The 7337-nt window shown below is 63.9% G+C and carries 6 protein-coding genes and 1 pseudogene; all 7 read right to left on the reverse strand.

What is annotated here, in order from left to right:
- Positions 1–2: 2 nt before the first annotated feature.
- Positions 3–236: a DUF2274 domain-containing protein gene (locus HNW77_RS13960; protein ID WP_007396822.1), complete on the reverse strand. Its 234-nt coding sequence runs from the start codon at positions 234–236 to the stop codon at positions 3–5.
- On the reverse strand, positions 233–1408 hold the full coding sequence (locus HNW77_RS13965) for a TrbI/VirB10 family protein (RefSeq protein ID WP_039998459.1): 1176 nt from the start codon (positions 1406–1408) through the stop codon (positions 233–235). Before HNW77_RS13965 ends, HNW77_RS13960 begins: the two co-directional genes overlap by 4 nt.
- Positions 1405–2406: a P-type conjugative transfer protein TrbG gene (gene trbG, locus HNW77_RS13970; RefSeq protein WP_007396824.1), complete on the reverse strand. Its 1002-nt coding sequence runs from the start codon at positions 2404–2406 to the stop codon at positions 1405–1407. The genes HNW77_RS13965 and trbG overlap by 4 nt, the downstream gene beginning before the upstream one ends.
- Positions 2403–3086: a conjugal transfer protein TrbF gene (gene trbF / locus HNW77_RS13975; RefSeq protein ID WP_007396825.1), complete on the reverse strand. Its 684-nt coding sequence runs from the start codon at positions 3084–3086 to the stop codon at positions 2403–2405. The genes trbG and trbF overlap by 4 nt, the downstream gene beginning before the upstream one ends.
- 5 nt (positions 3087–3091) lie before the next feature.
- Positions 3092–4516 carry a P-type conjugative transfer protein TrbL gene (trbL, locus tag HNW77_RS13980; protein WP_007396826.1) on the reverse strand — a complete coding sequence of 475 codons (1425 nt, stop codon included), beginning with the start codon at positions 4514–4516 and terminating at the stop codon, positions 3092–3094.
- A gap of 5 nt (positions 4517–4521) precedes the next feature.
- Positions 4522–5325: a P-type conjugative transfer protein TrbJ gene (gene trbJ / locus HNW77_RS13985; protein WP_039998460.1), complete on the reverse strand. Its 804-nt coding sequence runs from the start codon at positions 5323–5325 to the stop codon at positions 4522–4524.
- Positions 5322–7220, reverse strand: a pseudogene (trbE, locus tag HNW77_RS13990) (conjugal transfer protein TrbE); the annotation flags it as partial. The pseudogene trbE and the gene trbJ, both read right to left, overlap by 4 nt.
- Positions 7221–7337 lie beyond the last annotated feature (117 nt).

Consider the following 7337-nt stretch of genomic DNA (forward strand, 5'->3'; position numbering starts at 1 on the left):
GGCTACTTTTCCGACGATGCTGCTTTTGCCTGCCTCCGCGCCCTGGCGAATCCCTTGTCCGACATCATGAACTGCCGAAGCATGGGCGCGACCAGCCGGGCCGGGTCCATCGCCCCATCGTTGCCGGAAAGAAGTGCCGCATAGGCAAGCAGGTCACGATGGAGGTCGGCGGGTAGCGCCACGGTCATTCTGACCGGTTTCTCATCGGGAAGTTCCCGGATTTTCAGGTCCGTCATCGTATATGTCCTTGATCCCGGTAGGGTTTGAGTAGCAGGTCGTGCCCGACCAGAACGGTAAAGGGCAGCCCCGGCCGATCGGTCAGGGTGGGCTGGACGTTCAGACTGCGATCGATCAGCCGGTTACCGACCATGGAAAACCCGTTGCTGGCGCCAGAACGGATCGCCTGCATCAGGTTGTTCTCGTTCCATGACGTCCCGGCTTCGGAGCCCACGCTGAGCAGGGTCGTGGCCAGGGCGGCTTTGAACAACTGCCCCCAGTGACTGTTCACCTCGTCGGACAGGCCGGACTGGCCAATGGCGTCGCCGCCGGGCAGCTTTTCCAGCACCAGGCTTTCGCCATTCGGGAAAATCAGCCGGGTCCAGATAATCTGGGTGCGCTGCTGCCCGAAGGAGACGCTGCTGTTATAGGCCCCGAACAGCAGGCTGCCCTGTGGGATCAGCAGGAAGCGCCCGGTCGGGCTGTCATAGACGTTCTGGGTCACATGGCCCACGATCTGGCCCGGTAGGTCAGAGCTGATTTTCGTGTTCAGCGCGCCAGCGATCGCCGTGCCCGCCTGGAGAACGTAGGGCGAGACCAGCGGCATGATGCGATCGGGGCTGGTTGTCGCGCGATCCGGCTGCCCTTCCAGGAAGGCAATGTTTCCAGCCTGTGGTCCGTCCGTGGTGGACGCCCGCCCCTGAGAGGCAGGAGCGCCCGGCACGGGTGGCATCGCCTGGTCACTGGCACGGTCGCGCTCCCCCGTCTGCACGAACAGCCGGCTGGCGATCGCCGCCTCGGCCTCCTGCGCGGCGCGGTGGTCTTCGGTACCGGAGGCCGCCTTCCCCTGCCCTTGCGCATGCAGGATGGCGCGCCCGAGATCACCGGGCAACGCTGGCCCGAGTTTCGGCACGTCCTTGCCGATATAATCGGAGGGCAGCCCCGCCAGCCCGTCGGCCGAGGGACGGACATCGGTATCCTGTGTGGCCGACGTGGACGGCGGCCTATGGCTGGCCTGAAGGGCGTAACCCAGCGCGAAGGCCACCGCGACCATGCCGACCCCGCCCAGCGACCAGACCACGGTGCGCGACAGACGCACCACGCGCGGCCGATCGGCCCGCAGACGCAGATCGGGCGGCGGCGTTGCAGCACCTGCGGGATTTTCGCCCACTGTCGGCGCCTGCCCGGTCATGTCCGCCGTCCGTCGGTACGGACGATGCGCACCCGTTGCTCGGAATGCTTGTCGCCCAGCCGCAGTTCGGCGGCGGCAAACAGGCGATCCACGATCATCCAGTTCTGCCGCACCCGGTAATTGACCAGTTCCGGCCCACCATCGGCCCCCAGCACAAAGAGCGGGGGCAGTTCCCCCTGCCCGATCCCGGATGGGAAAGCGATATAGACCTTATGCCCATTATCGAAAGCCCGGCTGGGTAACCAGGGCGGTGTGGCGCCTTTCACCGGCTGGATGGCGTAACGGAAATTCAGCGCGTCGAGATCCAAACCCACGTCCACAGGAGCAATGTCATCGGCCGCATCGTTTTGCCGGTGCAGGGCGATCAAATCATCCTCGGGATAGTCCCACGATACCGACGCCATATACGTCACCGGCGTGGAGCGCAGTTCGGCGAGATAGGTGCGCCGATCCGTATTGACGATCAGGTTGGTAGCCAGGTCCGGCCGGGTCGGCTTGACCAGGATATGGATGCGCTTCGTGGCCCCCGCCCCGCTCTCGGTATCGCCGATGATCCAGCGCACGGTATCGCCAGCGGCCACCGGCCCGGTGCCGACCAGCTTTTCACCCTGCTGGAGCATGATATCGGTGATCTCACCGGGCGAGGCATAGACCTGATAGAGCGCGCCGGCAGAATAGGGATAGACCTGCACCGCGTTCACATAACCGGCCCGCGTCGGCTGGATACGCGCCGCCAGATTGGCCTGCGTCACGCGCACGGTCGGGTCGGCGACTTCGGGCACCGGATGGGCCGTGCGTCGTGGCGGCAGCGGCTTGAGCTGGCCCGGCAGGGGAAGGATTTTTGGAACCTCCACGACCTGCACCGGCTTCGGCGGATCGGGCTGGCGCAGGGCCTGAGCGGCATCATCGTAGCGGATGATCGGCGGGTGGTAATGCTGCGCGCAGCCTGCAAGAGGCAGGACAAACAGCGGGAGGAAACGAAGAGCACGACGGATCATTGGCCCAGCTCCTTCGACCAGTTGATGGCGGAGACGTAGATACCCAGAGGATTTTTCCGCAGATGATCGGCGTCACGCGGTGTGCGCAGGACGACCGAGACGATGGCGGTCCAGCGCTCGGTGCCAACAAAAGCGCCGTCGCGGTAATGGCGCTCGCTCCAGGCCACACGAAAGCTGCCGGGCGAGGCCCGGATCACCGAGGCGATATCCACCTCGACCTGCTCGTGCCCGATCCGCGAGAACGGATCGTTGAGGCGGGCATAATCGTTCAGCGCCTGCGCGCCCGACGTGGTGGTGAAATCATAGGACCGCAGCCAGTTCTGCCGGACTACCACAGGGTCCGACGACAGGGCGCGCACGTCGTGGACGAACTGCGCCAGATACCAGGCGATCTGCGGATCGGCGGGCATATAGCCCGCTGTCGCGGGGGCCACGACCTGCGTCTGCCCCAGCCGGTCCACCTGCACCACCCACGGCGTGATGGTGCCGCGCGCGGACTGCCAGACCAGCCCGGCCCCGAGCCCTGCCGAGAGAAAGAGCGATCCGAACGTCATCAGCCGCCAGTTTCTTGCCTGGACGCGGGCGGAACCGATCCGTTCGTCCCAAACCTGCGCTGCTTTCTGATAGGGCGTCACGGGTTCGGGCGTGGTCCCGTAGCGGGTGGTGGAGCGACGGAACATCGTCCTCATTCCTTTTCCGAGAGATCAATGGACGCCGAGCCACTGCCGCCGTCGGCCGAGCGGATGATGTGGGCGGCCTCGGCGGCATGGGTTGCGGCATTGCGACGCTTCATCTTCTGAGCCCAGCGGGGCGGTTCACCAGAACCGCCACCATCTCCACCAGATGGACCATCACCGGCAGGGCCACCTCCCGAGGGGCCGCCGCCACCAGCTGGACCACCCCCACCCGATGGAGACGGCCCGCTGCCACCGGTTTCGTCACCCTCTCCACCGCCCATCCCGCGCGCGGCCCAGCGTCCACCGGCGGCGTAGCTTTCTTTGAGGGATGAACCGGCACGTGATGCCGCCCCTTTGACGGCATTCGCGACGTTCCCGCCGACGGCCCGGCCCATGCCTCCGATCCCGGCGGCCATGCTGCCCGCGCCGCCAGACGCGCCTGCGGCTCCCGCCGAATAGGCGGACGTGGCGGCCCCGGCGATCGCGGCCCCTCCCCGTGCGGCGGCAGCCGTGGCGCCGAGGGCTGCGGCGCCACCGGATGCGACAGCCCCGACACCCGCAACAGCCGCAGCGCCCATGGCACCGACGGCCATGCCGGTCCCTACGGCCGCGCCAGCCCCAAGCTGGGGGGCACCGGAGATCAGCCCGTTGGCGATGCTGCCGCCATAGATGGACAGACCGACGATCGACACCGACGCCAGCACGACCGAGACCGCCTGGCCAATCGTGGGAACCGCGTCGCCATAGGAGGTGTTGAACTGCCGGAACAGGACGGACGCGATGGCGGAGATCACCGCCAGCACCATCACCTTCACGCCCGACGACACAACATTGCCCAGCACCTTCTCGGCCAGAAACGCCGTCCGGTTGAACAGGGCGAACGGGATCAGCACGAAACCAGCGAGGCTGGTCAACTTGAACTCGATCAGGGCCACGAAAAGCTGCACGGCCAGGATGAAGAACGCTGCCAGCACGATCAACCAGGACAGGCACAGCACAAAAATCTGGATGAAGTTTTTGAAAAATGCGACAGGGCCGAGAAGATTATGAACGGACTCCAGCAGCGGCTGGGCCGCATCGAACCCCGTCGCGGCCAGTCGGCCGGGATGGAGGAAATCCGAAAGTGGCAGACTTCCGCCACCGGCCCTGAGACCCATGGCGGCGAAACTGTCGAACACCACCTTCGCAAGATGGTCGAAATTGTTGATCAGGAACGCGAAGAACCCGATATACAGCGTCTTCTTCACCAGACGCTGGATGATGTCCTCATCAGCCGCCCAGGCCCAGAACAGTCCGGCAAGGGCGACGTCCAGCACGGATAATGACCCCGCCAGTGAGATGACATTTCCTTTCAGAAGGCCGAAGCCACTGTCGATCGTGGTCGTGAAGGTATTGAGGAAAGTGTCGATAACACCGACATCGTTCGTGGCCATGACCGTCAGTTCCCACTGCCGCCGAACATGGACACCGTGCCCGGCACGTAGGCGTCATGCTGCGAGAAATGCTGATACTGCGCGTCACTTTCTGCTTCTGTCGCGGCATCGCGCGACTGTTGCAGGGCCATGGCACGCCCGTTCGCGGCCAGTTCCGCCTGGATGTCGGACAGTTGCCGGGATTGCAGGGCCAGAAGCTGATTGCCCGCCTGCGCGGCCTGTAACGCCCCGGTGGAAGTCTGGCTGGCGGAAACCAGTTGCGTCATGGCCGAACTATCGCTCGGGATGTTTCCTACCACCCGCGCCTGCAATTTCAGGGCGTCCTCAAACCCGCCGACGGAATTCTGCCACCGCGTCTGTGCCTGGCTGAACAGGGCGCCGTCAGACATGCCGGCCGAGACGGACGTGTACGCCTGCTGATACTGCTGCTCGACCGACTGCACGCTGTAGGCGATGTTCTGCGCCTGCGCGAGCAGTGCCGTCGTCTGCGAAATCGTTGATTGCAGGGTCGACAATGTCGAAAGTGGCAGGCTCGCGAGATTGCGCCCCTGGTTGACCAGCATCTGCGCCTGATTGGCGAGGGACGTGATCTGGTTGTCGATCTGCTGGAGGGTCCGGGCCGCGATCAGCACGTTCTCGACGTGGTTTGCACCGTCATACACCGCCCACTGGGCATGGGCCGGATGCAAGGGAGAGAATGTCCCGCCAACCGCCAGCATTGCAGAGGTAAAAAGGACACCTCGTCGGAAATGTTTTTCGCTCGCACGACCGAAAAATTCAGCCCAAAGCCGGAAAGATTTTTCAATCATGGCACGCCCTCTGGTCCACGATCATCGCGCAACAGATCTGCCGCCCACATGACGCCACGCGCCTCGAACCACGCGGGGAGAAAACCATTCCGTCCATGCTCCGCCAGCACCGCGTCGATCAGCTTGTGGTCGTCCTTGCCGGATGCCGCGCACAGGGCGAGTGCTACCGGCCCGAGCCCCAGTTCGAACAGACGGTTGCCACGCTGGGCCTGACAGTAATACTCCCGCTTCGAGGCCGCACGGGCGATGATGGCGATCTGCCGCTCGTTCAGCCCGAAATCCCGATAGATCGTGGCGATCTGCGGCTCGATCGCCCGCTCGTTCGGCAGGAAGATCCGCGTCGGGCAGCTTTCCACCACTGCTGGCGCGATCGGACTGTTGGCGATGTCGGACAGGGATTGGGTCGCGAAAATCACCGACGCATTCTTCTTGCGCAGGGTTTTCAGCCACTCCCGTAGCTGGCCGGCGAAATCCCCGTCATCCAGCACCAGCCAGCCCTCGTCGATGACCAGCAGCGTTGGGCGACCATCCAGACGGCCTTCGATGCGATGGAACAGGTAGGACAACACGGAAGAGGCTGCGCCAGAACCGATCAGACCTTCGGTCTCGAACACCACCACGTCGGCTTCACCCAGCCGCTCGGCGTCTGCATCGAGCAGGCGGCCATAGGGACCACCAAGGCAGTAGGGCGCCAGGGCCTGCTTCAGGACGTTGGACTGGAGGAGTGCCACCAGACCGGAGATCGTGCGTTCATGGTCGGGCGATGACGCGAGGGAATTCAGGGCCGACCAGAGATGGGCTTTGACGTCCGGCGTCAGCGTCACCCCCTCGCCGACAAGGATCTGCCCCAGCCATTCGGTAGCCCATTTGCGTTCATCGGGCTCATCAATCCCTGCCAGCGGCTGGAGCGAAACGGCGGGGTGGCCGTCATCATCCGTCAGGCCACCGCCGAGATCGTGCCAGTCCCCGCCCATCGCCAGCGTCGCGGCCCGCATCGAACCACCGAAATCGAAAGCGAACACCTGCGATCCTGTATAGCGGCGGAACTGGAGCGCCATCAGCGCCAGCAGCACCGACTTTCCGGCCCCTGTCGGGCCTGCAATCAGCGTGTGACCCACATCACCAACGTGGAGGCTGAAACGAAACGGTGTGGCACCGGCCGTTTTGCCGTAGAACAGAGGTGCCGCCTTGAAATGCCCATCCTGCTCCGGTCCCGCCCACACGGCGGAAAGCGGGATCATATGCGCAAGATTCAACGTCGAGACAGGTGGCTGGCGCACATTGGCGTAGACATGACCGGGCAAAGAACCCAGCCACGCTTCCACCGCATTGAGGCTTTCCGCCATGCAGGTGAAATCGCGGCCCTGGATGATCTTTTCGACCAAACGGAGCTTTTCTGTAGCGATGGAAGCGGAACCATCCCAGACTGTTACCGTGGCGGTGATGTAGGCCTGCCCGACGTCATCAGCACCGAGGGACTGCAAGGCAAGGTCCGCATCCGCCGCCTTGTTGGCGGCGTCGTTATCCACGAGAACCGACGCCTCGTTGGTCATCACCTCCCGAACAATCGCCGTAATGCTCTTGCGCTTTGCGAACCACTGGCGACGGATTTTCGTCAGCACCTTTGTGGCGTCGGTCTTGTCGAGCAGGATGGCACGAGTGGACCAGCGATACGGCATCGCCAGCCGGTTCAGGTCATCCAGGATTCCGGGGAAGGTCCGTGACGGGAAACCGGTAATGGTCAGGGTTTTCAGATAAGCATCGCCGAGCTTCGGCTCCAGACCACCCGACAGCGGCTGGTCCACCAGCAGCGCATCCAGATGCATGGGAATTTCCGGCACCCTGACGCGCTGGTTCCGTGTCGAAATGGTGGAATGGAGATACGTTAGGGCCTGTTAGATCTTGAATTTCTTCCCATATTGTAGGGATGGAAGAAGGAGACAGAACAGGCACCTTTACGGACGAGACATGGGCGATCTGGGAACCTCTGATTGAGGAGGTTCGCCCGAGGG

This window comes from Komagataeibacter melomenusus (genome assembly GCF_013155395.1).
GTDB classification, from domain to species: Bacteria; Pseudomonadota; Alphaproteobacteria; order Acetobacterales; family Acetobacteraceae; genus Komagataeibacter; species Komagataeibacter melomenusus.